Genomic DNA, 25,125 nt, shown 5'->3' with positions numbered 1-25,125 from the left:
CAGCCATTGTTTCACTATTCTGGGTATGTCCTTGTTTGTTAGCTTCCTCGCACAGGTTTGCTCGGGTGTAAAGTTAATTCGGGATACTAATCTTTCTGGCAATCTTAAATGCTATACCTTCAACCACTACATTTACAAGTATAGCAGATATCCAATATATGGGTTCAGACATGTAGTTTAAAAGCAGAATGTGTAAATCTATATCTGAACATCCTGTTAGAATAAGTATTAAATTTAGAACTAAAACGGAAATGCCACCGAGTACTGGTGCTTTAACATCCGACAGAACATCCGACAGATAAGACTTACCAAGATAATTATAATACACGCAATGGATCGCTATTATATAGAAAGCCCATGGAATAGCTGATAAGCTTACAGGATTGTAAGCTAGAGTCCATCTTCCTCTAACGACATCCAGAAATGGTTGCGGTAAAATCAACACACCAAAACCAGGAAAAGCAAATATAAACGAAATTAGAATTGCCAAAACCATGTATACTAATGCAACTAATACGTTAAAAATAAGAAATCTTTTTCCCATGAGTATCCCTCCATCTTCACAACACCCCCTCTAACAAGAAACATTATAATTTTAACCGTACGGCTTTGCCGAACTTGGGCGGAGTGAACGGGAGCCGTATGTCTGCTGTTAAGTGATCCCGATAGAACAAAGTGCGAAGCACGCAAAGCCAAAGCCCACCAGCGTCAATTTATTTCTCCTCCAGCTCCTCTAACATCCTCTCAAACAGTGGTTTGACTTCCGGAATTCTCTTTATAACAGTGTCCCACACAACTTTTATATCTACTCCAAAATAGCCATGGATAACTTTGTCTCTCATTCCAGCCATTCCCTTCCAAGGAATTTCGGGATATTTCTTCCTTATATCGTCAGGTATGTTTTTTTACAGCTTCTCCAATTATTTCAATAGCCCTGATAACGGCAAAAATAGTTTTGTCATCTTTGGCGAATTCCTCATAAGACATACCTTCAACAAACTTTAACGCTTTATTCATAGCATTAACGATATTTTCAACAAAGTCACCGGCTTCTCTTTTCAAATATAAACAACCTCTTTCAATATCCGCTTCCCTATCCGTGGTTTAAGGGCAGACTTCATTACCAGATCAACTTTTATTCCCAATAACTCAGATAGATATTCTTCAAGCTCAACAAATTTTATTAAATCCATCTCTGTTTGTGGATAAAATTCAACGAGGATGTCAATATCGCTATCTTTTTTCTGCTCTCCTCTTACATAGGAGCCGAACACGCCAATCTCTTTAACTCCGAATTTCTCTTTTAGCTCCTTTTCATGTTTTTTGAGGATTCTTTTTATTCCATCAACTGATATATCCCTTATCATATTCGCACCTAATTTCTACTTCAACTTTTAAATCCTTTTCCAAAGTGGGCATGGGCATTTCATTTTCACTGGTATGCGAGGCCCGTAAGGGCTTGGGCGGAGCAAAGCATAACCTCGTGTCCACAATCATTCTGTGAATCTCCCATCGTCTTTTGATGTTGAAAGTTTGTGCACATTTTTCTCAAGCCATCCTATCTTCTCAACCCCTCTCACATCAAATTCAGGGACATAGGGCTTAATATCCAAAAGAGGAGTTCCATCTACAATATCCACATCTCGAATGTATAGTATGTTTCCTTCAATCCTGACAAGATGCACTACCGAAATACCGATTGGATTCGGTCTGCTTGGAGCTCGTGTTGAGAATACTCCACGTATTTGGTTATCCATAAACGGCTTTACTTTTAACGACGGTTTTTTGACTAAATGGAAGTGGTATATCAAAATGATGTGAGAAAAACCTTCAAGATCTTTTAAGCCTTCAGCATACTCCGGGAATACCTCAACTGCTCCATCAATACCTCTAGCAGCAGTGGGTTGTATAGGTGTTCCTTTGGGTTCTTTGAATGGAGAATGAATGATTCCTATTGGCTTATACTTTATCTCACCCATAATTTCATCCCTTTATACATGCGATTTCCGATAGTGTTCTGGGGATATGTGAAGTTTGCGAAGCAAATTTGGGCGTAGCATAGCTAAGCCACCTATCCGCCTGTTATCCAAGTGCTATAGCACTGAAGCAAACGGAGAGTTTGGCTCGGCAACGTCATGTTAATAACCCCATTTTTTTAAATTTATCTACAATCAGCTTTTTCCGTACCTCTATGAACTTTTCATAGTTTTCTATTTTCCATAATTCTCTATCTTTTGGAATCAAATGAATTTCGAAATACTCATCATCTTTATCCCTTAGCCATTCCTGTGGTAATTTATCTTTCTTTTCATCTCTATTCTCTTCAGCAGAAAGAAGCATTAAATTCGCAATTTGGTCTCTATCCCACCATTTATACTTCATAATTTTTCTACCTGTTTCTGGATTTATTTCTTTAATTTCTTTTAGTTTAGATTGAGGAAAAATATGATCCACCCATGGGAGATTTCCTTCATACGCGGGTTTAAAATTAACATCCTGATACCACAAAGCAAATATGAGATACAACTTCTTGTCTCCATAATATGTATCTAAAAGAGAATCCTCCGATATGCTTATCGTTCTACCTCTATTTATAATTTCAGCGTTAATAGTACCTATGTCGAAGTCTCCTCTCTCATCTATTTTTCTAATAAGAGCATCTAATAAAGTATCCGAGCTTCCAGAAAACGCACCAGTCAAAAGCACTCTTGTGAGCCATTTTGCTAATGTTTCTTTATTAGACTGTCTCCATTTCTCGGGATATCTGTAATTGAAGTATATTAATGGAATTAAAGCTAAGTAGCTTGGAAGTGCTTTATCATCTCTTATGAATGTATATTTACAAAGAAAATCTTTAATTTCTTTGATTGATTTTTTAATTTCTTCCCAATTATTTTGCAATTCTTTCAAATTTTTTTCTTTTCTAAATTTCATTACATCGTATTTTGCCCCAGCTCCAATGAGGATAAGGCTCGTCTTTAACACAAAGTCTCTACCAAAATCAAATGCTGTCCCATTAAGTTCTTCCAAGAAATTTGTTAAATCTTCCTCTACCTCCTCCCAATTTGCTGTTAGAAGAGAAAACATTAGATCTGACTTACTTAAAGGAGTGCCTCCAGAGTTTGCTCTTATAAAAATTTCAACTACGTCATTTAGTGTATATATCTCTGGATTGTCTACGCTATCCAACTCTGTGTACGCTATATTCTCTTTATCTCTGAATTCCTTAATAAGTTTCAGTACATTTTTTCTTATGAGTCTTTTCTCCTTTTCAGAAAGAGGAGATAGAGGTCTTTTAGTTTCAATTTTCTCGACAATATTTTCTGCAATCTCATCGTATTCCCTATTGTCGTATACGATATCCTTTACTTTCACCCATCCTTGTTTTATATCAGCTTTAGTGGGATTTATAAATTTAAATTCAAATTTAACATCTTCTTTTTCTTCTTTTCCACTTAACACATTGAAATACAATTCATCTCCATTATAGCTACCTTTTAAAGCAATGAACAGGCTTTGCAATCTTTGCTGCCCATCTAATACAAGCAACTTTATTTTTTCATTTTTTGGAACATAAAAATCAGTTAGTTTTAATCCGTCTCTATAGTTATCGATAAATTTTCTCATTTTTACGGGTTCTTTTGTTTTCCAAATTAAAAGATTTCCTATAGGGTATTCCCTCATTATTGAATCAAAGAGCCTTTCTATCTGTTCTTTACTCCAGATAAAATATCGTTGGATATTTGGCAACCAAAGACCGCCCTGTTCTTCTTCATTGTTAATCAAGCTCACAAATTTTCTGATAGTTTCTTTTTTGTTTCTCATAATTTCACCACCATTTTAGCCACCAAGCCGAACTTCGGACAACTTGTTCATATACCCTTGCGTATATACCTCTAAACTGGAGGTTATATCCGCATTGCATACATACTCATTCCAGATGCTTTCCATCTCTCAGCATGTCCAGAGGCTCTTAATCTTACTCAAATTCTTTAAACTCACATAAAGTATAAATTTCTGTCGTTTTTGGAATATTTATATCTCAACAACTCCTACATGTATCGCAAATAAACAGCAACAGAGATTCTTTTGAGGATTTTATGTTATGCTCTGAGAATTTTTGTTGAGAATTAATATAAATGAAGCGAGATGATAGACACAGCCCCCATCTGGAAATGTTTTTAATTCACCTTTCAGACTTGATTTATGGAAGAAATTGAAGAAAAAACTATGCGAGTTGCGTGGGGAATTACCGGTGCTGGTGACAGACTTGAAGAGATTCTCGCAATAATGAAGGAGATAAACAGCAAATACGATGATCTGGAAATCAGGGTTTACTTATCTAAAGCTGGAGAGCAGGTGATGAAGTTCTATAGGATATATAACGATCTTAAAAGCTCTTTTGAGAAAGTATATGTTGAAAAGAACGCCAACTCCCCATTTCTCGCTGGCCAGATTCAGACCGGAAAGTTTGAGTTCATGATAATCGCTCCCGCTACTGCAAACACAACTGCCAAGATAAGTCTGGGCATAGCAGATACCCTGCTGACGAACTCGGCTTTAATGGGTTTGAAGGCTTATGTTCCACTCTATATCCTCCCTACGGACTACAAAGCCGGAGAGGTGCTTACCAAGCTCCCGAACGGCAAACTCCTGAAGATCAGGGTTAGAAAAGAAGATGTTGAGCATGTTGAGAGGTTGCGAAAAATGGATGGTATCTTTGTTCTCGAAAGTCCACAAGAGATACCACCAGTTTTTGAAAAGCACTATAGACTACTCAGGAAGGATTGATTGAGACTGATTGACGATCAAAACCAAAAACTAAAATATTAAAAAGTCCTTCGAAAGACCATGAAGCCAAGGGTTCTGCTTGTCGATGATGATGACTTGCTTAGAGGTATCCTGGCGTCAATGCTCTCAGATTACGAGGTCATTGAAGCAGAGAACGGAAAAGCCGCGGTGGAAAAGTACTTTCAGCACAAGCCAGACATCGTGCTGATGGATGTCATGATGCCGGTGATGGATGGTGTCAAGGCGACCAAGGAAATTCTCAAAAAAGATCCAAAAGCCAAGATTCTTGCGATAACAGCATTCGCCCCGATTAGAGGGGACGAGATGCTTGAAGCTGGAGCTCTAGACATCATACCAAAGCCAATAACAAGGAAAAAGCTTAACGAAATTGTTGAAAAGTACCTTAATATGAAAATATAAAAAATTTATAATTTAAGTTAATTACGCTAAATTCAGGTCAGATCAAGCTCGTTCACATCCTTCCATGTTCTCTCGTCTATAACCACTATTTTATCACCAATCACATAGAGGAAATCGTTTATGTAGATCGCCCTTACAGCCTGCATATCTACCGCCCGTTCCATCTTCAGCTTATCGTCCTTGTACGAGAAAATGTACCCTCCCTTTCCTCCCGGCAAAAAGAATATCTCGTGCTTCTTGTCAAGCAGGAAGGCATGGTGATTGTTCAGCACATCAGTCCACCACTCATCGAGGATGTATCTGTCGATTTCTTTCGGGCTCTCAACATCTGAGACATCAAAGAGAGATATCTTAACCTTGCTGCCCTCCTTTCCTATCCCAAGTATGATCGTGTCGGATATTGGATGCAGGTAGGATGAAAACCCGGGTATCTTTAGCTCTCCCTTAATCTCGGGCTTGTACGGGTTGGAGAGATCCATAACGAAGAATGGATCAGTCTGTCTGAAGGTAACCACATATCCCTTATCTGCTATGAACCTCACGGCGAAGATCCTCTCATCTTCTCCGAAATCCATGATATATCCAACGACATTCATGTTGCTGTCGAGAACATAGAGGTCGTTGGTATCTCCAAGGGTTACAGCAACCCTCAGGAATCCCTTGTATTCATCCATCGAGAACTGATTCAGCAGATCTCCCGGAACTTCACCAACCGCTAATGGCTCAAGATCTGTGGATATCTTAACGATCTGAGTTTTCTCAAGCTCTCTCTTATGCTCATCTCTGTATTTCTCCATCCTGTTCCAGAATTCGTTCTCAAACTTCAGCCTCTCATCCTTGCTGAGCATTCTCTTGTACTCATTCAGTATCTCCTGTATCTCAACATATTTAGCTCTCTTGCTTATGTTGTACTCCTTCAGGGTCTTGATTCTGTCTATGACCTTTTCTGGCAGGAGATCTTTATTCTCCATCAGGAAGCTGTACATCATGTCTGCAGGGTCTATTGTCTGGTGGTATGTGACATAGATCGCATTGCTGGACATGTAAACGACCGATCTGCTGATTGAGCCAACAAATGAGGTGGACTTCTCAATCTTCCCGCTCTCGTTGATGATCATCACATTGTACACTACATCTGAGTACACTGGCACAACTGGATGGTAGATCTCCCTGCATGAGACCGTGTATGGTTTCCCTTCAACGGTAACGGGCTTTATTGGGCAGGGCTGGTAGCTATCTATCCAGCTCCTTGTAACCAGATAGATCTTTCCGCTGTACAGCCTGGCAGACACATACTCGCTTTCAAGCTTGATCTTCCAGAGCTCCTTTCCGTTTTCGGTGCTGTATGCACTAATATGGTCGTGGCCTATCACAACAAGTAAACCGTTCATCAGCAAAAGCTCCCCACTATCTTCGAGCTTGAACAGTTCTGTGAGATTTTCTGGCGGGAATGCTGCGATAACCCTCGTTTTCAGGTTCTCATATGGCATGTATCTGAATGGATAGAATCGGCTGGAGAAGTAGATGTTCTTACCATCCGTTTTGACTATATCCGGTTCATCTATTCCGGCAACCTGAACATTTGTTGTGGAGTATCTTTCAGGAGTGGATTCATACGCATACTTCCCACCTACCTGTGCTGGAGTAGGGATGGGTGTTGGCATGGGTGTTGGTGTGACCTCGGGCATGGGTGTAACCATGGGAGCTTTTGCAACACTCCCTGCAACATCGAGTATTACTGGATAACCATAGGATCTGGACTTGTATAGATATGCCCTAAACTCGGCATCGGATGAGAAGTTGGTAAATCCTTTCTCGCTTTGCTGGATTTCCTCATATTCTGTTTTGTATTCTACTTTCTCCTGTTTTTCATATTCAGTCTTCTCTTTTCCAGCCTCTTTTTCTATATTGACACAGCCGATGATCAGCGCTGTCAACAGCAGCACAACAAACAATTTCAATTTCATATGTTCTATTTGAAGTTAAATGTGAATATATGTTTCTAATTAGTTCGAATTTATTAAATTAGATAAAAATTTTTCTCAAATAATCAAGCTCTCTGGCGAGCATCTCGATCTTCCTCTTCAAATCCATTCTTCCGTAAGCAAGATCGTCAAGCTCAACGGTTATCTTTTTGTTAAATCCCATGTCCGAGAGCTCTTCAAGGACTCTCTTTATGTCCTCAAATCCTATGGCTGAGATATGCCTGCCCTTTGCATCATACCCGCTTACATGGATGTTCTCCATTCTGTCAATCAGTTCCAAAAAACTGCGTGAAAAGTAATTCCCTTTAATGGCATGGTTCACATCGAATGTGAAGTAAAGCTCATATTTCTCCATGAACTCCTTAACCTCCTCAGCACTCTTGCACAGATAGTTGATTCTCGGCTCTGAATTCTCAAGGCAGAGCTTCACATTCTTTATTCTGGAGTACTTGGATGCTATTCTGAGATAGTTGTTGAGTGACGCATAGTCGCTCCATACCGGCTCTCTAACAGCACTCCTTCTCCCGGCGTGAACTGTGACGATATTGACTCCAACTTTCCTGGCGAGGTTTATTGAGTACAGGGTTTCCCTCAGGGTTAAATCGCAAACACCATCGTTCACGGAAACAGGATTCAAATCCAGCACTGGGCTGTGGATGGCTTTTATTCTACTATCTTTGATCATTTCAACAAGCGATGAGTTTTTGTGCTTGAGACTAACCCTCTTAATCCAGAAATGGGGTGTTTCAACCCAGAACTCTATCCCGTCGTAGCCCGCTTTCTCGCATGCATCGATTATCGTGTCTATGCTGTACTCATACAGAAACATGCTCGAAAACAAAAACTCCATGCATGCTCGTGACCGACAAGGATGTTTACTTTTTCGGTATTGGCTTAATGCCTCACAGGAAAGTTTTTATTTGATTAAATATAAAAACCAATACATGGAGATCGAAATCAACGGCAGAAGGTTCACTTCTGAAACAAGGTTCGCGTTTGATCTCAAGCCTGTGCTGAAAAATCCAGAAGAGCTTGAAGAGAACTTTCCGGCATACGAGATGTTCAGGGATGTTTACTTCAGCGAGGAGGACAGGGAGCTGATCCTCAACAAAAGGCTGAGGTATGACTACACATTCACGAATCCGGGAAAGATAGGGGATGAGTTCATCAAGACATTCGGGCACTATCATCCTGAGATTGGAGATGGAATAACCTACCCTGAGATCTACGAGATCATTGAGGGAAGAGCGATCTTTGTTCTGCAGAAACATGGTGAGAGCTTTGGCGAAATTGAGGATGTCGTGATAGTGTATGCTGAGGAGGGAGATAAGATAATCATACCGCCCAACTATGGACATGTGATGATAAATCCAACAGACAACATGATAAAGACGGCAAACTGGGTTTGCAGGGACTTCTCGTCGATATACGACCCTTACAAGCAGATGAGAGGTGGAGTTTACTACTACACAATTAATGGATGGGTAAAGAATGAGAGATACAATGCACCGGAGCCGAAATTTGTTAAGCCTAAAGCTCCGAAGGAATTTAAGGGTAGCATGTACGATCTAATAAAAACAGACAGGCTCGATTTTCTGGTTGATCCAACGCAGAATATGGATCTTTTTGAGGAGGTTTTTGAGGAGATCGATCACGATCTGGTGAAGTGAACAACACCCTCGATCTCCTTTTCTCCAACTCTCCCAATCTTCACAAGCCTTTTAAGGAAAGCAAGCGTCTCTGAAATTGCAAGAACTCTGTTCCATCCATCGAGCTTTTCAAAGCTTCCAGCACTCCAGCTAATATTTTTCGCAACATCGATGACATTGCATATGCCATCTATCCCGGAATAAACCTCTTCGAGTCTGTTCTCATAGTGCTCTATTAATTCGTGGATTCTCTGCTCGGCATTTTTTATTGTATCTTCATGTGCTGGATAGATTTCGTCTATCTCATAGCTGAGAAGCTTTCTCAGGCTCTCAATCTGATCTCCAACCGGATCCTGACCGTATCCCGGATAGTACCCGATGTGCGTGGTTGTTACACTCAGCACGAGATCTCCCGAAAAGAGGATCTTCTCTTTCGGAATGTATATGCAGATATGCCCGGGTGAGTGCCCGGGTGTATGGATGATCTCCATACCCTCTGGAGTCTCATACTCAATTCTGAAGTCTTTCTTTAAAGAGTTTGCCTCTCCCTTTACTCTCGATCCCGATCTAAAAAACTCTGCAAGTGGCCTCAGCATTTCTAAATCTATTCCGTACCTGCTGGACCACTCGAGATATGGCTTTACAAAGTGCTGGGGGTTTGTGTAGAACAGCAGAAATTCATTCTCGGAGGGATGCATGATCGCCCTTATGTCATACCACAGCAGGATGCCTATGTGGTCGATGTGGTGATGAGTTATGATGAATGTGAGGCTGTCTATCCTGTAACCAAGCCTCTCGATCTCGCCTGCAAGCTCACCAGCTTTTTCTTTTGATATGAATCCTCCATCGATAACAAATTCACCCATGATGTAAACATTTGAGTACTCAGGGGATTTAAAGGGAAGATGTACTTTTATACGCTCCATGAAATCAGTAATCGGAACTGAAGAAAAAACTATCGAAACAGGTTTAAATATTTCCAAACCAAACATCTGCTGTGAAGAAAAAGGGAACGAAATTTGAGAGAGATCTGATCCACAAGCTGTGGGAAAACGGATTTGCTGCGATCAGAACTCCTGGAAGCGGTACCGTAGCCTACCCAGTCCCCGACATAATAGCAGGGAATGGTAAGAAGTACATAGCGATAGAGGTTAAGATGAGGTCAAAGCTGCCTTTGTACATCGAGGAACAGCAGATAAAAGATCTCGCGATGTTCTCATCCCTTTTTGGTGCTGAATGCTTTATCGGGTTAAAGCTTCCCAGAGAGGACTGGAGGTTCTTCAGAATAGACCAGCTCAAAAAAACCAAGAGCAAGTACAAGATAGACGCAGATATTTACCACCTGGGCATCGATATCTACGAGCTCATCGGAAGGTTCAGGCAGGTCAGGCTCGAGTAGCTATGATCCCATCGCTCTTCTTGCTGTTGCTTGAAGCGCATCAACTATGGCAAAATCAACCCTGTGCTCCATAAGCTTCCTCAATCCCTGAATGGTTGTTCCAGCGGGTGTTGTCACCTTAATTATGAACTCCTCTGGCGACTGTGTTTTTAGAGCCTCGGAGGTTGCTTTAAAAACGCTTAAAGCACACTTCTTTGACACCTCAGCATTCAGCCCGGAGTTCAGCCCGGCATAGATGAAGCTTTCGATGATCTTTGCAACGAAAGCTGGGGCTGAGCCGGAAAAAGCAGTCATCAGGTCAACCTCTTTCTCATCCTTAGCTTTGTACACATCACCGAGTTTTGAGAGTATGCTCTCAATCTCATCGTCATCGAATTCGCAGTAGTAGGCTGTGAAAGCCAGTCCATACTCGCAAAGTATGTTCGACATAGCCCTCACGATTTTTGCGTTCATTCTGATATCTTCAAGCTTTTTCATGGCAACGAAGCTGATTATTATCTTCCCCTCAGCACAATCCCTGATTTCATCGATCAGGCTATCGAGGTCTTTTGGTTTGACCGTTATGATTACGAAATCAGCCTCACTAACAGCATCTCTGTTGTTTGTAACCCTGCAACCCATCTTTTTGAGGGATTCCAGCACGGCCTCTCTTCTTCCCGTGACGATAACTTCATAGCCAGACTCTTTTAACCTTTTGGCTATCGCATATCCCAGATTTCCGGCTCCCAGAACAGCGATCTTACTCGAGTCCAAGCTCTTCTCTGACATTCATCAACCCCCTTATCCCTATCTCGTACAGCTTTGGCAGTTCAATTCCGAGCTTCTCTACCTCCCTTATTCTGTTTCTGTCACATCCAGCAGCGAAGCTCTTCTCCTTAAACTTTTTCTTCACGGTTTTTGGAGTAACCTCCGACAGCTTCCCCTTCTTAACAAGGGCACACGCTACTATCAGCCCGGAAACCGAATCTGCTGACTGAAGGGCTATCTCAACAGGCTTGCTGTAATTCCCGAAGAGTGTGTGGTTGTGTGTTCTCACAACCTCCACGATCTCGTCATCAACCCCCTCGCTCTTCAGGATCTCCGCACCTTTCAGACCATGCTGGGTCATGTCTTCGCCAACCATTTCGTAATCGATGTCGTGCAGAATGCCTATTATCTCCCACTTCTCTTCATCCTCTCCTAACTCTTTAGCCAGCTCTTTCATTATGGCTGAGGTCGCTATGCAGTGCTTTATCAGGTTCTCGGATTTAACATGCTTTTTTAACAAATTCAAAGCCTTCTCGCGATTCATGAAATCACCTCCTTTTGCTACAGATATGCGATTCACTCCAAAAATTCTCGAACAGTTCTTGCCAGAAAATCGTACTTTCCAGTATAAAAGTGATCGGTCTCAACCTCTACAACCCTCCTAGGTGGATTAAGCCAGCTGGCGATTTCTACCGATTCCTCATAGGGAATTATCTGATCGTGCTTTGCTACTATTACCAGTTTCGGGGTTTCGGAGTTTTTCAGCCCAATGGAGTTGATTTTTCTGAGGGGTGAGATCAGAACGAGGGAGTTAGCTTCAAGCAAATTCGATGCAACAACGCTGCCAAATGAGTAGCCCACCACAGCCACACTCTCAAATCTCTCCCTCAAAAACCTTAAGCAGGCTATGGCATCCTCAACCTCTCCAACACCATCTCTGAACGGCTTTCTGTAGTCGAAGGCCAGAGTTGTGATCCCGGCATCGTTCAGCTCTTCAGATATTCTCATGATCCTCACATCGAATCTGCTACCGCCCATTTCCGGATGTGGCGGGCAGAGAAGAACAGCTTTCTCTCCGAAAATGTTGTATGTGCATGCAATGCCGTTAATCACGGTTTCCATGAGTTATGGTTAAAAAAGGATTATAAATTATTGTCGATTTGGATTTAGACGCATGATCTGCACAGCATTCTTTCAAAAATGCAGGACAGTTTCGGATGTTTCCTGAACGCAATACTCCAAAACAACGAAAGAATAATAAGTAGAGCTTTTATGGTTCCATCATGGGTCAAACTCTAAGTGAAAAGATATTTTCAAAGGCGAGCGGCAAAGAGGTTAAAGCTGGAGAATTCGTTTTTGCAGAAATAGATAGGGCTATGATTCACGACATAACCGGCCCTCTTGCAATCAAGGTTTTTAACGAGATAACCAACAATGGTAAAGTTTGGGATCCGTCCAAAATCGTAATAGCTTTCGACCATCAGGTTCCGGCAGATAGCATAAATGCTGCTGAAAACCACAAACTGCTGAGAAAATTCGCAAAGGAGCAGGGAATACTGAACTACGATGTTTATGAAGGAATTGCTCATCAGATAATGGTTGAGAGAGGCCATGTGCTGCCGGGAATGCTCGTTGTTGGTGCAGACAGCCACACATGCATGTACGGTGCGTTAGGAGCCTTCTCAACAGGTATAGGCTCAACCGATATGGGCTCGGTATTCGCTCTGGGAAAGCTCTGGTTTAAAGTTCCTGAAACCATCAGATTCATTGTTGAAGGGAAGCTGCAGAAAAGGGTTTACAGCAAGGATGTCATTCTGAAGCTGATAGGCTTGGTTGGAGCTGATGGAGCAAACTACTGTGCGTGCGAATTTACAGGAAGCACAGTAAGAGAGATGGGGATGTCAGAGAGGCTGACAATGGCAAACATGGCGATAGAGATGGGTGGTAAAGCGGGTATAATTGAGCCGGATAAGGTTACTGAAAACTATCTGGGAGAAATTATTGACGGTTACGAAAACCCTGACTGGGTTTTCAGCGATGAGGATGCCAGCTACAAGAGGATTGTGGAGCTGGATGCGACAAAACTTGAGCCCCAGGTTGCGAAACCCCACAGAGTGGATAATGTTGTGGATGTTGGAGAGGTTGAGGGTGTTAAGGTTGATCAGGTATTCATAGGCTCATGCACGAATGGCAGATTTGAGGACTTAAAGATCTCTGCTGAGATGCTTGAAGGGGAAAAGGTCGCCAGAGGAGTAAGGCTGATCGTAATACCGGCAACGAGGAGTATATACAGAAAAGCCCTGAAAGACGGATTGATCGATATATTCGTGGATGCTGGAGCGATAGTTGAATTCCCATCATGCGGGCCATGCATGGGCGGAAGCTTTGGACTGATAGGTAATGGGGAGGTCAGCGTTTCAACATCAAATCGAAACTTCGTTGGCAGGCAGGGAAGCCCGGAAGGAAAGATCTATCTTGTCTCTCCAGCTACCGCAGCAGCCACAGCAATATATGGCGAGATAACCGATCCAAGAAAAGTTTAAATATTTATTTAATTGATCCGATAAATTCTTACGATTTCAAATCAAAAATAATATAAGTTTACCTGATTCATTCTCATCCGGGGGTGCAGATATGGTTAATTTCGAACTTACTCAGGAGCAGAAGGATATCCAGAAAGCCGCAAGAGAGTTTGCGGAAAATGAGTTCACGAAAGAGAGGGCAGAGGAGGCTGATGAGAAAGAAGAATTCCCGTTTGAGTTGTGGAAGAAAGCTTGTGAGCTTGGTTTCATTGGCATACACTTCCCCGAAGAGTATGGCGGCGCAGGAATGGGCATTCTGGAGAATGTCCTCGTGGTTGAGGAGTTCTGCAGAGCAGATAGCACGCTCGGCAGTGCAATTATTCTTTCCGATTTCTCATCGGAAGTTGTTATGAGGTTTGGAAGTGAGGATCTGAAGAGTGAGGTTCTGCCGAAGGTTGCTGGAGGAAAGGCCATAACTGCCGGTTGCTACACCGAGCCGGAAGCTGGAAGTGATTTAACCGCCATAAAGACGAAGGCTGAGAAGGATGGAGATGAATGGGTAATAAATGGCACCAAAACATTCATCACAAATGGCACAATTGCCGATTACTACATTGTTTTAGCCGTAACAGATCCAGATGCTAAACCGAGATACAGAGGATTCACGACATTCCTTGTGAGGAAGGATGCTGAAGGATTATCAACAAACAAGATCGGCAAGAAGATGGGAATAAGAGCCTCCCCAACAGCAGAGGTGATTTTCAAGAATGTGAGGGTATCTGAGGAGGACATAATCGGCCAGCTTAACAGGGGTTTCTATCAGGTTCTCGAGTTCTTCGATGAGAGCAGAATTGAGATTGCCGCTCAGGCTCTCGGAATAGCTCAGGGTGCCTTCGACAGAACGGTAAAGTATGTTAAGGAGAGAAAGCAGTTCGGTCAGCCGATTGGTGGATTCCAGGCCTTGCAGCACAGAATAGCCGATCTGAGAACCCTTATTGAGTGTACGAGGCTTCTGATATACAAATCAGCCTGGAACTACGATCAGGGAAGAATCGATCCCGGTCTGACATCAATGGCGAAGTACATGGCTGGCAAGGTGGCTGTGAAGGTATGCGATGAGGCGATACAGATGCATGGAGGCTACGGCTACATCGGAGAGTACGATGTTGAGAGGTTCTACAGAGACTCGAAGATAACCGAGATATACGAAGGAACGAAAGAGGTTCAGCTGAACACAATAGCCAAGGATGTGCTTGGCAAGTTCAAATAAAATTTAATTTTTTATCTGTTCTGGTTACTTCGGGTTCTGGTTGCCTCGGCAGATTCTGAAGTACATCTCTTTAAATCTCCTCACAGTTTTCCTCAAGCTTCTGAATCCCCCTTCATCCTCCATGACTCCATCAAGCGTATCCTTCGACCAGAATGTCGCTCCGAGATTCGCTCCAAAAAAGCCGCCACTCACAGGAATTATTCCGTTTAGGATAAAAAATGTGTGAATTTGCTGAATTGCGAGTTCCTGTCCACCAATTCTGTCTCCCCCTACAGCTATGGCCATGCCAATCTTGTGCCTGAAAACATCCATGTTCTCCACCACTATGGCCCTCGTTCTATCCATCACGGCCTTGATCTGTGCACTGACACCACCATTGTAAACCGGGGTGGCAAAAATGTAACCCTCTGCCTCTTTCATTAAAGGATACAGCTCATACATGTCATCCCTGATCCTGCACTCCTTCTTTTTCAGACAGTAGTCACAGTGCTGGCAGAAGCTTATCTCCTTTTTTCTGACGGTGAAGAACTCCGTTTCGATGCCATCCTTCTCAAGCATTGCCAGAGCTTCTCTGAGAACATGTTCGGTAGCTTTCTTTCTCGGACTCCCACAGATTCCGAGTATCATCTTTAAACCCTATTAACCCTTAACCATCTCTCCAAGCCTGGCTCCAGCGTTGAACGCTGCTTCAAGCTCCTCACCAGTTGGCCTGAACCTAACCTGCAGGGGTTCAACCACCTCAAACTTGAGCTCTTCAAATACCCTGTTTATTTCCTTGACTGCTCCACCACCCCATCCGTAAGAGCCGAATGCCATGCCGATCTTGTTCTTTGGCTTCAAGCCCTTCATGTATGCAAGAAATCCGGCAACTGGCGGGAATACTGTGTTGTGCATCGTTGGAGACCCCACGGCTATGGCTTTAGCATCCAGAATTTCGGTCATGATCGCTGCCCATGGATCCTTCCTTATGTGAAACATTCTGACCTTGGCTCCAGCAGAGGCTGCACCATCTGCCAAAGCCCTCGCGAGCTTTTCTGTGCTGTGCCACATCGTATCGTAAACGATAACAACCTTATCCTCTGTCTTGAATTCCGCCCACTCTTTGTAAGCGTTGATTATCCTTTCCGGATTTCTCCATATAACGCCATGACTTGGTGCTATCATCCTGATGGGTATCTGAAGGCTCTCAATCTCCTTGAGTTTCTTGATTATCAGATTCCCGAAAGGCATCAGGATGTTGGCATAGTATATCTTCGCCCTCCTTATTGCCTCCTCCACTCCAATCTCTTCATCGAACCTCTCCTCGCTCGCGATGTGCTGCCCGAAGGCATCGTTCGACAGCAGCAGTTCATCCTCCTTCACATAGGTCGCCATGCTGTCAGGCCAGTGGAGCATAGTCATCTCAAGAAACATCAGGGTTTTCTTTCCAAGCTTTAGCTCGTCTCCACTCTTCACAACATTGAAGTCCCATCCATTCGTGTTGAAGTGCTTGGATATTCCCTCCATACCTCTTTTCGTGCAGACAACCACGGCATCCTTAGCCACTCTCTTTATATCGGCTAAGCTACCAGAATGATCCGTTTCAACATGATTCGCGATGATGTAATCGATCTGTGATGGATCTATGAGCTTTTTTATTCTTTCCATCATCTCGCCGTAGAATTTGTGCTTAACAGTATCCACAAGGGCGATTTTATCATCCAGAATTAGATATGCATTGTACGTCGCACCCCTATCGATTTCAAAGTTGTGAAAGTCCCGCTCATCCCAGTCTATGGCTCCAACCCAGTAAATGTTTTCCGCAACTTCAACAGGCTTCATATTTATCACCAGAGCTATTATCAATTTAAAATTTAAAAATCTTCTGGTTCGATTTTAGAACTTCTAGGGGTTTTTGGGTCTTTCCGAGGACTGTAATGTTCCCATCAATTAAGTCGGCGTTTTCAATTAATTTCGAAAATGCGGATTTGTAAACAAAATATTCTCGAACCCATACTGATGCACTATCCATACAGCTCCTTCAGCTTTCTAACAACCTCATCGCTGAATCTGATACCTTTAAGCCTGAGTATCTTAACAATTTCATCAAAATCTTCTTTGATTATTCCCTTTTTCTTTGCAATATAGATGACTGCAAGGCTACCAGCAACCTTAATATTGAGGGATTTTGCTATGAGCCTTGGAATTTTCTCATCCATCAGAAGAAGATCTGCATCGAGCACTTTCGCAAGAACTATCGCCTCAGCTTCTCCAGTCTCGATTTCACTTCTCAGAATTTCAACGCCAAGCCTGTCTTTGACCTCAATCACTTTAATCCATTCTGCCTTTTCAACCTCTTCAGCCCCAGGCTTTCCTCTTCCCTTTTCAACAACTTCAACCCAAACTGCCTTTGGAATAATGATTTCTCCAAAAAGCTCCTTTAGAGTGCTCAGTTTTCCTATCTTTGCAAGAGTAATAAGAGGACTTGAGTTAGATACAACAATCATAGACTCTCAAGGACTTCAATATCTTCCTTCAAATCTTCCTCATCGTACTGCAATGATATGCCTTTAGATGCAAGAATTTCCATCATCTCCCACTTGCTCAGCCCCGCTATTTCGGAAGCTTTTCCGAGGCTGACCTTACCCTCACGGTAAAGCTCTATAGCAAGGTACAGCCTTACGACTTTTGGAAGCTCACTCGCTTTAACTCCAAGGATTCTGGCGAGTTCCTGAGGTATCTGTACTGAGATTTCGTTCATTGAGTTATTCTTGCCTTTATACATTTAAATACTTTAGGCCTCTATCAGCAAAGCTATGTTCAGCGTTTCAAGCTTTTCTGCTGGAACTTCGAGTCTTTAACCCTTATCCGTGCAGTCATCAGCTTGTGGAGCATCGTTTTGAAGAGGTCTTGCAGGGCTTTTTTTATCGCTATCGAAGGAAATCAGGTATCAGGTATTTAATCCCGTAAAACCCACATGTTGATAAAATTAAAGCTTCGTTTGATAGCGATCCATTTTTTTATGAACCCATAAGCTAAATTCCTGCTGTTAATTTCCAGCTCCTCAAAAAATCTTTCTCAAAAATCTAAAAGAGCATGAATAAGTTCTTCAAGAATTATTTTTTCTTCAGCTCATAGCTCTTTTTCCTGTTGCATTGAGATAAACCATTAATGCCTCAGTGAAAATGGCATTGGAGCAAAGCATGAACTTATCCTTAATTATGGATAAATCCATTTCGCCTTCGAGGTGGTTTATTATTGCTATCGACAAAAGCCTTCAAATCCCCCATTCGTCTTCTATCTCTTCAAGCAACTTCTCAAGGTTTTTACCCCTTAATTTGCCGTGGAGCTTTTTCAGATTGTATTCGAGCATAATCTCTTTTTCAAGTCTTTCAACCACTTTATTCAAATCAACCTGCTTCAGAATCTCCTCTGGAATTTTGAGCCTGATTGTAACTTCACCATTATCAACACCTGAACAAATTATTTGCATGAAATTATTTAAGAATTCGTCTTCCATTGATTTTCGAGAGTTGTGCAGTCTATTCAATTAATTTAAGTTTTTCAGCACTCTCTATAAGTTCTATTCCCTCCTTCACGCATGGTTCTTTGAAATCTCCATCGAGAGAGATCAGATATTTAATCCCGTAAAATTTACACGTCGCCAGAATTAGAGCATCGTTTGGCAGCAAACCGTACTTAACCATGATATTTTCTGCAAGAATCACTATTTCCTTTGTAAGGTCAAGTATTCCAAAGGAGTTCAGTAAAACGAAAAGAGTCTCTATTTTTGAGCTCTTAACAACTTCAGGTGTAAAATCAAAACGGCTCTTCTTGGTAGAATATCTCAAAAACAGGTAGCTGACTTCACTAAATACAATGGGATTTATCAAAAGAGCTACTGGAGAGGTCTTCAAATTCTCAAAGATTTCAACGGCTTTGGGATTTCCTTTGAAATATTCAATTAATAGCGAGCTATCAATAAGAACTCTGCTCATAGATCTCTCTCTTTAGCTCCTTCCATGGTTTATCTGTCTCAAGAATACCTTTGAGTTCCCTTAACTTTTCAAAAAGCCGTTCCTTCTCAATCAAAGCTTTGGCTAACTCTTCAACTTCCCGCTTGAATATCTCTTCAAAGCGATCTGGCACCCTCACTTTGATCGTGATCTCGCCCATTTTGAACACCAGACAATTATTTGCATGAAACTATTTAAGGATTCTCTGCTGTTGGATTCGGAGATTCTGTATCGTTCTCAATAATGTTCGAAGGGTTAAGCCCTCCCTCACTTTCCTATAACCTAACACCAAATTTCGAGGACTTTCCAGTTTTTGCCCTTTTTGATTTTGGCTTTGATGAGGTAATATTTTCTTTCAAAGACGTTTCTGCCTGATTTTTCCGAATACGGGTTTATTTGTTCGAATTTTGCCTTTTTACTTATGTCATTTACTGGATAAATCACGTAGGATTCTTTGGAAATAGCTTCTACAAATTCTTTATCAGTTATTGCTTTAATTGCACTTTCTGGTGGTTCTTCAATTTGCTCTACGCGCTTGACGTAAAGCATCGAGTCACTTGAGCCAAGATATCTTAGTATGCCAAAATATTTGATTGCAGTATCGATATCGTCACAACCGACTAACAAGTTTATGTCATCTGGAAAGAAGACGTATTCTCTGACTCCAAACGTCCTCTCGAAAGTTTCTAACTCTGTGGGATTCTTCTTTTTCTTCAGTCGCCTAATCAAAACCGAGTTAATCGCAATTTGCTCGGGCGGGACAATTCGTATATCAGCATCCCGCACAGCATAAAAGACACACTCACCCTCAGCAACATTACCAGTAGCTCTTATGGCCGTTGCTACCACTGCAAGCTTTATCGCCGACGGAGACGGCAATGGGACACTCAAAGCGTACTGTGAAGAGTAATCTGGTATGCGGTACGAGAAAAAAGATGGAAAGTGTAGTGATAATTTTACCCACTGCATCTTTGTTCACCTAAAACTCCATTTCGTATGGTTTATTGTTAGTCAGCTGCCCTATCTTTATCGCGAAGTCTGCAATACCGTCGAACTCAACAACTTTTAATGAAGCGTCTAAGCTTTCTGCTATAGTTTTTATTTCGTTAACATAGTCGTTCTTAAGAGGCGAGATTATAGGAACAGGTATTGGCTCTGTCGAGTAAACTATTACTCCGCTGAAATCTTCAACATGCGGCAATCGTGTGGTAGTCATTGCTCCTTCTGGACGGGCAAACAGAAGCTGATACGCCTTCAATGCGAGTTTGTATCTTCTCTCCCTCGCGCTATCGTCCGCATCATAGGTGTATTTACTCTGTCTTACTTCATTCAATCCAATTCTCCAAGGCTGGAATACTGAAATAACTGCATACACACCGGAACGGGTTGGACGGTGATATACCATCTGTGTTGAAACACCCTCAGTTTCCCCCTCGTTTTCTTGATTTCTACCTCCTCTGCCTTTCTCACCAAGAGCGTGCCTCGCGTGGGTGTGGATATCCCTATAAACCTCAGGTATTCCAAGAGCCCAGCCAAATTCTACTGTTGATTTTCTTGAAGCTGTGGGTCTTTCGAGAAGGAAGCCCTGAACGTCACAAATATCGCATGTTTCTAAAGCCTGTTTTAACGCGTCTTCAACGTCCTTGGTTGTAACCTTTTTTGTTTTTATCGCAAAGTTGAATTTTTCTGGGTTCAGCACCTTGCAGGCGTCGCATAAGTTGTTTTTGTCATCTAATGCCCACATAATCTCTGTATGAATATGTTTTAGCATCTCTCCAGAAATTCCATCGGTTGTTACAGCTTTCTTTGTGTTTGGATCGATTATTCTAACACTTCTCGGCTCTGTAACGTTTCCAACGGTTCCTTCATTGTTCAGGCTGTGTAGCTGCCATGTAGCTCTACCCAAAATAGCGATTTCATAAATTCCACTCACTTAAACCACCTCCTCAGATTCGAATGTAGTTTCGTCTTCTCTCTCGCTTTTAACGAGAGCGTAACTGATGAGTGCCGCTCTAATTGGCTTTACATCGTACTTATCCACCAAACCCATGAGCTCTTCTAGATCCTTCTCGCTAAGGCGACTAAGCTCCTTTCCCTTGTAACCTCTCCTAGCTATAGTCTCGTATCTCCTCAAAAACTTCTTTATAACTTCTTCAAACTGTTCTTTTGTCTCAACGTATTCTAATTCTACAAGAGATGCGTAATCGTCGCCAATCCTCAGTGCTTTCCTCAATGCTGCTCCAAAATTCTTTACAGCTTCACATCCAAAAATGTCTCCAAGTTTAAACTCCGACAAAACTCACCACCCCCTCCAAAACTCTCTTTTCGTAACTTCCGAACTTTATTCGGTCTTTATCAAGCTCATTTCTTAGATGAAGTTTGATGTATCTTTCATAATTGGACAAACTAGGATTTGCTATGAATTCGGCTAAAGTACTTGGCAAATCTTCGTACCCCTTTCTGAAGGCTGTCCATTCAAAGATATCTTTCCATTTATTCAGCACATCCTTTGCTTCATTGGATTCCGCTATCTGGTGTAGGAAATCAAGAGGAAAAATACCACCTGTCAACGGTTTCCACTGATTTCCTGTTCTTGTCATCACACCGTATATCAAAGAACCGAACTTTGGGGCAAATTTACCGCCTTCTTCAACTCTAAGTTCTTCTAAAACTAAATTTATGGCTATTTGAGCGAGTGATGGAAACCACCCTGCCCTATGTAAGCCTTTTACCGAGTCATCGATTCTCTTTTTAATCTCATCAATTAGGTGCAGTATTCTTGTTCTGGTAGGGCTTGGAACGGCAAAAACCATGCCCATGTTTGAGAACTTTCGTATGGTTGCATTGATGTGCCCCAGTACTGACAGGCTAAAATCATTTATCGACACTTTTACAGACGATCCTTCAGAATATTGCTTTTTTAACAGAATTTCATCCCTAATACCCTTCGTTGCTGCCAGCTCCATTGGCTGATATAGAGTCTCCTTCCCGCTTCCTATAGAAACGGGTGATTTTAGCTCTTTTAGATCATCCAATATATTTCGGATATTTTCTACATTTCCTAAGAACTCTACAACCCTCTTTTTCGTCTTTTCTCTTTGTCCACTTCCAATCGTTAGGAAAGTCCTGTTCCAAGCTCGATCATCACCTAAAAATCGATGAATCTGGTCGATTCTCTCAAAATTCAATTCTCTTTTCGATTCTATCAAATAAAACCCACCCATATCACTTACTACTGCATCTCCACTTAGTGCATGCACAATAATCCCTAATCCGTATGCCCTTGATACATCAAAAAACTCCCAGCCAGCTTTAGGCAGAAAATATCGATTCATAACTTACACCTCCTGTAGCAAGCCTGTCAGATATCCTCAGTAATTTAGATAGGAGACCGTAAAGTCTATAGGCCTCATTTTCATCAATTAAATCCAAATAAGTAAAATCGAGTCTTCCAGCAGAATCATGGGCTTTGATTAACTCCTTCGGAACACTCCAAACTTCCTCAATGAATTTGTCGAAGTCTGGAATTAGACTGTATTCCTTGTATTCTCTCACCCACGGTGCGTGGTGATGAGCAATAGCCAAATAGAATGCTTTGAACACATCCTCATCGTCGAATAAACTTTCTAAATAAGGCTGCAAAGCTTTTGCAGAAACAGGAGCGTGTGGGGGCAAACCACCACTGACGTTATTTTTATCTGAGTGAGCTAAGGGTATTTTACTGTCCCAGCTCACTTTCTTCTGCCAGGTTATGTTCAATTTGCCAAGATCGTGCAGTGCAGTTATGCATTTAATAAGATCAACGAACTCGTTATATTCGTACCCGAAGTAATCAGCGAAATTTTTGATAACATAGTAGTAACGAGGGATTAGGTAGCAATCGAGTGCATGTAAAGCTCTCTTAGCGTGTTCAACCCAAGTCTCTTTCTCAAGCTTATATTCAGCTTGGCTTTTAATGTCATTAAGTTTCAGTTTATCGGGCTCAAAGGATTTGATTGCATTAGGAGCAGATTTGTCAAACACAAGCCCAACTTCTGGAGAATAGCAAGCACCACTCAGAACATAAAGTTCAAACGGAGTTACATCTTCTTTACTTTTGACAAGTACTGGGATGTACCCACTTTTGTCGTAGTCTCCGATTACTGGATTTTCCTCTAATTTGTATGTTTTAATACCCAATTCCGCAAGCTTCTCAACTTTACCACTTAAAACTCGTGCGTCAACGCGTATCCTTGGCAGTGCCAAAATTTCCTCTGGTTCTAGAGATTCAGGATTTTCGTGCAGTGTAACATCGCACGAGAAAACTTCTCTAACGTTTTGCTCCACCTTTGCTTTGCTCCCCTCATAAACTGCTCTTGCAAGTTCCCCAAGCCTCTGATAAAAGAACGTCGAATCCATGAAAAACTCAAAATGACTCGAAAGCACTTGGTTAACAAGTTCGACTTCAGTTTGCCAGTCTAAAGTAAAATTCCCTCTACTACTAATTTCAGTTATCGTAGCCTCGACGAGCCCTTTCAAATATGGAGCATATGGATTCCCAACGTCTTTGGCGAGCCCAAAAACGTGAAATTCTCCATTGCCACCCCATCTCGCACATCTTCCTGCCCTTTGTATTAGTGCGTCAACTGGAGCTGCTTCTGACAAAATCACTGGAGAAGAGATGTCCATTCCTACTTCTACTACCTGTGTGGAGATAAATATACACTCCCCTTTACCGTTCTTACCGAAGACTTCTTCAAGAAATTTCTCCTTTTTTGCCCGATCTTCTTCGAGATACCTAGAGTGCAAGAGAAGGATTGGATAGTCTGTTTTTTCCCTTAGATCAAGATACAGCCTCTGTGCTCGCTCAACAGTGTTAACGACTACAACAAGTTTCCTACAGTTTTCAGCCTTATTTAAAACTGTGTCTGCCACTAACTCTTCATTAGTCCTATTTATAAGTTCAACTTTCCGATTTTTCCTCGATTTGATTTCTGATTCATTCGCCACATCTATAATCTCGACTTTACCTCCATTTTTCTCTATTCTTTCCCCAACACGTTCAATGAAAACATCTGGTAGAGTGGCAGACATTATAATTGAAGGAAAGCCAAGTTTTGCAGATTGCATGGCTATTGCTGCAGCCGTCTGAAGACCTTTTTCTGGGTCAAGAGTGTGTACCTCATCAAAAACGGTTAGAGCTGATGCAACACCACCAACAAATATGTTTCCCCATCTCTTGGGCATACTTAATGGAACGCTCAAATATGCTCCAGCAGTTTGGTCAATTGTTGTAACAATTATATCCTCCTCAAAAAGGCTACTTGTCGCTTTTTTACCGTGATGGGTTGCCACTCTAAGCTTTTTGAATGACGCGTATTTTGTAGCTCGCTCGCCAATACTTTCGACTAAAGTTCTCGTCGGAAGCGAATAAATTAGCTGTGAAGGCAGAAAATCGTTGAGACCATAAATAAAAGGAATTAAGGCCACTTCTGTTTTCCCGGAACCAGTAGGGGCTCTAATAATAAGCGATTTACCTTCTACCAAGTTCTCCATAGCTATTTTTTGATATTCGTAGGGATTGACGCCGGTTAACTTACGAAATACTTCTACTATCAACAGCCTTCACCATCCCAAACCCCATTGAATTCCTCTCACCAAATCCCGCCTTGTACCCAATCTCCAGCAATTCCTTACTACCCTCAGCATCGAAAACCATCTCAACACACCTGTGAAAAGTATTCTTCACCTGAATTCTCTTCATCTTGGATCTTAATACCCTAATCCTGAAATCGTCATCCTCTGGCTCCCTTCCATAGTAAGCCACATACTTCCTGACCAGATTCTTCTTCAAATTCTCGTAAAACTTCAGGCTGTCGGGATACAGATCAACAATCCTCCTCCTGCCATTATCCACAACAGTCGTAACATTAATCGGCGACAATGTGATAAACCTCTCTTTTCTGCCAATCTCCTTCTCCTTAAGCACCTTTATCTCTGAAACAACAAATTTTGCGTCCCCTATCTTTACCTCCGGCTTCTCAAGCAACCCCTCGACGAGAGCAACACCGATGTGCTTCTGCAGCGTCGAAAAGAAGAAGCGCACATTTGGATTGAGCAGCCTCATCTTGCCCTTCTCAACCCTGAAATTCTTGCCCTCAACCAACAACCTGCTGAATGTGAAGAACTTGAATGTCGATGGAGTGTGTAGCTCAAGCGATAGCCTGGGATCAATCCGCTCTACAGCTCTATAGATCATCGATGCAAGGTGATAAGAATGGTTAAAATCGATAAATGCTGGATTTGATACAGCCACAAGATTCACCTGAAGTCTCACACTTAAAATTTTAAAATCACACTTACTTAAT

At 41.9% G+C, this 25,125-nt stretch carries 31 protein-coding genes; 6 read left to right on the top strand and 25 right to left on the bottom strand.

Features of this window, described 5'->3' with window-relative positions; all coding sequences use genetic code 11:
• Positions 1-73 precede the first annotated feature (73 nt).
• From ASULF_RS06305 to ASULF_RS06285, 6 genes are all read right to left on the bottom strand, one after another.
• A complete protein-coding gene (locus ASULF_RS06305) occupies positions 74-544 on the bottom strand; it encodes a hypothetical protein (protein ID WP_015590870.1) in 471 nt (156 codons plus the stop codon).
• Positions 545-713: 169 nt separating this feature from the next.
• Positions 714-851 (bottom strand): HepT-like ribonuclease domain-containing protein, encoded by a 138-nt coding sequence (locus tag ASULF_RS12310; RefSeq protein ID WP_269077377.1) that lies wholly within the window; start codon positions 849-851, stop codon positions 714-716.
• 40 nt (positions 852-891) lie between these two features.
• A complete protein-coding gene (locus ASULF_RS12305; RefSeq protein WP_269077376.1) occupies positions 892-1,062 on the bottom strand; it encodes a HepT-like ribonuclease domain-containing protein in 171 nt (56 codons plus the stop codon).
• A complete protein-coding gene (locus ASULF_RS06295) occupies positions 1,059-1,367 on the bottom strand; it encodes a nucleotidyltransferase family protein (RefSeq protein ID WP_015590869.1) in 309 nt (102 codons plus the stop codon). The genes ASULF_RS12305 and ASULF_RS06295 overlap by 4 nt, the downstream gene beginning before the upstream one ends.
• A gap of 126 nt (positions 1,368-1,493) precedes the next feature.
• Positions 1,494-1,979 (bottom strand): tRNA (N6-threonylcarbamoyladenosine(37)-N6)-methyltransferase TrmO, encoded by a 486-nt coding sequence (gene tsaA / locus ASULF_RS06290; protein WP_015590868.1) that lies wholly within the window; start codon positions 1,977-1,979, stop codon positions 1,494-1,496.
• Between the two features lie 154 nt (positions 1,980-2,133).
• Entirely contained in the window at positions 2,134-3,825 is a 1,692-nt protein-coding gene (locus tag ASULF_RS06285) for a DUF262 domain-containing protein (protein WP_015590867.1), read from the bottom strand.
• 381 nt (positions 3,826-4,206) lie between these two features.
• Here ASULF_RS06285 and afpA point away from each other — a divergent pair, with 381 nt between their 5' ends.
• Entirely contained in the window at positions 4,207-4,791 is a 585-nt protein-coding gene (afpA, locus tag ASULF_RS06280; RefSeq protein ID WP_015590866.1) for an archaeoflavoprotein AfpA, read from the top strand.
• Between the two features lie 60 nt (positions 4,792-4,851).
• Entirely contained in the window at positions 4,852-5,211 is a 360-nt protein-coding gene (locus ASULF_RS06275) for a response regulator (RefSeq protein WP_015590865.1), read from the top strand.
• Between the two features lie 32 nt (positions 5,212-5,243).
• Here ASULF_RS06275 and ASULF_RS06270 read toward each other — a convergent pair whose 3' ends face one another.
• Together ASULF_RS06270 and ASULF_RS06265 are read right to left on the bottom strand one after the other, a co-directional pair.
• Positions 5,244-7,178 carry a beta-propeller domain-containing protein gene (locus ASULF_RS06270; protein ID WP_015590864.1) on the bottom strand — a complete coding sequence of 645 codons (1,935 nt, stop codon included), beginning with the start codon at positions 7,176-7,178 and terminating at the stop codon, positions 5,244-5,246.
• A 58-nt stretch (positions 7,179-7,236) separates the two neighbouring features.
• Positions 7,237-8,046, bottom strand: coding sequence for a sugar phosphate isomerase/epimerase family protein (locus ASULF_RS06265; RefSeq protein ID WP_015590863.1), 810 nt, complete (start codon positions 8,044-8,046; stop codon positions 7,237-7,239).
• Positions 8,047-8,140: 94 nt separating this feature from the next.
• Here ASULF_RS06265 and ASULF_RS06260 point away from each other — a divergent pair, with 94 nt between their 5' ends.
• Positions 8,141-8,866 carry a glucose-6-phosphate isomerase family protein gene (locus ASULF_RS06260; protein ID WP_015590862.1) on the top strand — a complete coding sequence of 242 codons (726 nt, stop codon included), beginning with the start codon at positions 8,141-8,143 and terminating at the stop codon, positions 8,864-8,866.
• On the opposite strand, the gene ASULF_RS06255 is transcribed toward ASULF_RS06260, so the two are convergent.
• Positions 8,848-9,711 carry an MBL fold metallo-hydrolase gene (locus ASULF_RS06255; RefSeq protein ID WP_169336392.1) on the bottom strand — a complete coding sequence of 288 codons (864 nt, stop codon included), beginning with the start codon at positions 9,709-9,711 and terminating at the stop codon, positions 8,848-8,850. The genes ASULF_RS06260 and ASULF_RS06255 overlap by 19 nt on opposite strands.
• 131 nt (positions 9,712-9,842) lie before the next feature.
• On the opposite strand from ASULF_RS06255, the gene hjc reads away from it, so the two are divergent.
• The gene (gene hjc, locus ASULF_RS06250) at positions 9,843-10,244 is read left to right on the top strand and encodes a Holliday junction resolvase Hjc (protein WP_015590860.1); all 402 of its coding nucleotides are present in this window, start codon (positions 9,843-9,845) and stop codon (positions 10,242-10,244) included.
• On the opposite strand, the gene ASULF_RS06245 is transcribed toward hjc, so the two are convergent.
• Genes ASULF_RS06245 through ASULF_RS06235 form a run of 3 tightly spaced genes read right to left on the bottom strand, consistent with a single transcriptional unit; the run spans position 10,245 to position 12,113 of the window.
• The gene (locus ASULF_RS06245; protein ID WP_015590859.1) at positions 10,245-11,012 is read right to left on the bottom strand and encodes a pyrroline-5-carboxylate reductase family protein; all 768 of its coding nucleotides are present in this window, start codon (positions 11,010-11,012) and stop codon (positions 10,245-10,247) included.
• Complete coding sequence (locus ASULF_RS06240; RefSeq protein ID WP_015590858.1) at positions 10,984-11,535, bottom strand: HDIG domain-containing metalloprotein; 552 nt, start codon at positions 11,533-11,535, stop codon at positions 10,984-10,986. Before ASULF_RS06240 ends, ASULF_RS06245 begins: the two co-directional genes overlap by 29 nt.
• 32 nt (positions 11,536-11,567) lie before the next feature.
• Positions 11,568-12,113 carry an alpha/beta hydrolase gene (locus tag ASULF_RS06235; protein WP_015590857.1) on the bottom strand — a complete coding sequence of 182 codons (546 nt, stop codon included), beginning with the start codon at positions 12,111-12,113 and terminating at the stop codon, positions 11,568-11,570.
• A gap of 161 nt (positions 12,114-12,274) precedes the next feature.
• Between ASULF_RS06235 and ASULF_RS06230 the strand changes: the two genes are divergently transcribed.
• Positions 12,275-13,534 (top strand): 3-isopropylmalate dehydratase large subunit, encoded by a 1,260-nt coding sequence (locus tag ASULF_RS06230; RefSeq protein WP_015590856.1) that lies wholly within the window; start codon positions 12,275-12,277, stop codon positions 13,532-13,534.
• 91 nt (positions 13,535-13,625) lie between these two features.
• The gene (locus tag ASULF_RS06225; protein ID WP_015590855.1) at positions 13,626-14,783 is read left to right on the top strand and encodes an acyl-CoA dehydrogenase family protein; all 1,158 of its coding nucleotides are present in this window, start codon (positions 13,626-13,628) and stop codon (positions 14,781-14,783) included.
• Between the two features lie 24 nt (positions 14,784-14,807).
• On the opposite strand, the gene ASULF_RS06220 is transcribed toward ASULF_RS06225, so the two are convergent.
• The 13 genes from ASULF_RS06220 to cas6 all read right to left on the bottom strand — a co-directional run bounded on the left by ASULF_RS06220 (position 14,808) and on the right by cas6 (position 25,094).
• A complete protein-coding gene (locus ASULF_RS06220) occupies positions 14,808-15,410 on the bottom strand; it encodes a flavodoxin family protein (protein WP_015590854.1) in 603 nt (200 codons plus the stop codon).
• A gap of 12 nt (positions 15,411-15,422) precedes the next feature.
• Positions 15,423-16,604, bottom strand: a complete 1,182-nt coding sequence (locus tag ASULF_RS06215; protein ID WP_015590853.1) for an FprA family A-type flavoprotein — start codon at positions 16,602-16,604, stop codon at positions 15,423-15,425.
• Between the two features lie 182 nt (positions 16,605-16,786).
• Positions 16,787-17,269 carry a DUF3368 domain-containing protein gene (locus ASULF_RS06210; protein WP_015590852.1) on the bottom strand — a complete coding sequence of 161 codons (483 nt, stop codon included), beginning with the start codon at positions 17,267-17,269 and terminating at the stop codon, positions 16,787-16,789.
• Complete coding sequence (locus ASULF_RS06205) at positions 17,266-17,523, bottom strand: UPF0175 family protein (protein ID WP_015590851.1); 258 nt, start codon at positions 17,521-17,523, stop codon at positions 17,266-17,268. Before ASULF_RS06205 ends, ASULF_RS06210 begins: the two co-directional genes overlap by 4 nt.
• A gap of 516 nt (positions 17,524-18,039) precedes the next feature.
• Positions 18,040-18,255 carry a hypothetical protein gene (locus tag ASULF_RS06200; RefSeq protein WP_144060490.1) on the bottom strand — a complete coding sequence of 72 codons (216 nt, stop codon included), beginning with the start codon at positions 18,253-18,255 and terminating at the stop codon, positions 18,040-18,042.
• A gap of 49 nt (positions 18,256-18,304) precedes the next feature.
• On the bottom strand, positions 18,305-18,760 hold the full coding sequence (locus tag ASULF_RS06195; protein ID WP_015590849.1) for a type II toxin-antitoxin system VapC family toxin: 456 nt from the start codon (positions 18,758-18,760) through the stop codon (positions 18,305-18,307).
• A complete protein-coding gene (locus ASULF_RS06190; RefSeq protein WP_015590848.1) occupies positions 18,741-18,938 on the bottom strand; it encodes a hypothetical protein in 198 nt (65 codons plus the stop codon). Before ASULF_RS06190 ends, ASULF_RS06195 begins: the two co-directional genes overlap by 20 nt.
• Positions 18,939-19,060: 122 nt before the next feature.
• Positions 19,061-19,747 carry a type I-A CRISPR-associated protein Cas5a gene (gene cas5a, locus ASULF_RS06185; RefSeq protein ID WP_015590847.1) on the bottom strand — a complete coding sequence of 229 codons (687 nt, stop codon included), beginning with the start codon at positions 19,745-19,747 and terminating at the stop codon, positions 19,061-19,063.
• 10 nt (positions 19,748-19,757) lie between these two features.
• A complete protein-coding gene (locus ASULF_RS06180; RefSeq protein ID WP_015590846.1) occupies positions 19,758-20,711 on the bottom strand; it encodes a DevR family CRISPR-associated autoregulator in 954 nt (317 codons plus the stop codon).
• Positions 20,712-21,074 carry a hypothetical protein gene (locus ASULF_RS06175; protein ID WP_015590845.1) on the bottom strand — a complete coding sequence of 121 codons (363 nt, stop codon included), beginning with the start codon at positions 21,072-21,074 and terminating at the stop codon, positions 20,712-20,714.
• Positions 21,061-22,113, bottom strand: coding sequence for a hypothetical protein (locus ASULF_RS06170; protein WP_015590844.1), 1,053 nt, complete (start codon positions 22,111-22,113; stop codon positions 21,061-21,063). The genes ASULF_RS06175 and ASULF_RS06170 overlap by 14 nt, the downstream gene beginning before the upstream one ends.
• Positions 22,091-24,376 carry a CRISPR-associated helicase/endonuclease Cas3 gene (locus ASULF_RS06165; RefSeq protein WP_015590843.1) on the bottom strand — a complete coding sequence of 762 codons (2,286 nt, stop codon included), beginning with the start codon at positions 24,374-24,376 and terminating at the stop codon, positions 22,091-22,093. Before ASULF_RS06165 ends, ASULF_RS06170 begins: the two co-directional genes overlap by 23 nt.
• The gene (gene cas6, locus ASULF_RS06160; RefSeq protein WP_048098147.1) at positions 24,354-25,094 is read right to left on the bottom strand and encodes a CRISPR-associated endoribonuclease Cas6; all 741 of its coding nucleotides are present in this window, start codon (positions 25,092-25,094) and stop codon (positions 24,354-24,356) included. The genes ASULF_RS06165 and cas6 overlap by 23 nt, the downstream gene beginning before the upstream one ends.
• Positions 25,095-25,125 lie beyond the last annotated feature (31 nt).

The organism is Archaeoglobus sulfaticallidus PM70-1 (assembly GCF_000385565.1).
Lineage (GTDB): Archaea > Halobacteriota > Archaeoglobi > Archaeoglobales > Archaeoglobaceae > Archaeoglobus_A > Archaeoglobus_A sulfaticallidus.
The sequence above is the reverse complement of the archived record's forward strand: the minus strand, read 5'-3'. Positions and strand labels throughout refer to the sequence as shown.